We start from the raw sequence: 588 nt of genomic DNA on the forward strand, positions 1-588 counted from the left end.
GAGCGAGAGCGAGTTCGTCGGCGCCGCACCCTGGCGCTCGCGTTCGCGGCCAGCCTCGCGGGCACCGCCGCGCTGACCGCCACCTTGTTGCAGCCCGCCGTCGCCTGGGCCGGCCCGCGCGACGACATGAAGGCCGCCTACAACACGGCGCTGAGCCAGGCCAACAACCTCGAGTACGACGCCGCGCTCGGGACCCTCAGCGACGCGATCTCGGCGGCCGAGGCGGCTGGCAACAGCGAAGACCCGGTCCTCGCGTCGCTCTACATGCTGCGCGCTGGCCTGACCTTCTCGGCTGAGGGCCACGGCGCCGCGGCCAAGATCCTCGCCGACCTCCAGCGCGCGGTGTCGCTCAACTACTACGTGGTCGTGCCGATCGAGATGCGCTCCGACGACCTCGCGGCCTACATGCAGCAGGCCCGCCAGGCCAGCGGGGCGACCGCGCCCCAGCCGATCACCCTCCGCGAGCCCGAGCCCTCGTGCGGCGCGCCGCTCCACTTCGAGGTGCTCCTGAGCGTGCCCGATGGCGGCCAGGCGGCGCTGTATTGGCGCAAGGCCGGGAGCGAGAGCGAGTTCGTCGGCGCCGAGATG

Annotated in this window: 1 protein-coding gene; it reads left to right on the forward strand. The window is 73.0% G+C overall.

Features of this window, described 5'->3' with window-relative positions:
* Positions 1-588 (forward strand): hypothetical protein (locus ENSA5_RS38775; RefSeq protein WP_181198463.1); only part of this gene is annotated, 588 nt, incomplete at both ends.

The sequence above is a fragment of the Enhygromyxa salina genome, from assembly GCF_002994615.1.
Taxonomy (GTDB): Bacteria; Myxococcota_A; Polyangia; order Nannocystales; family Nannocystaceae; genus Plesiocystis; species Plesiocystis salina_A.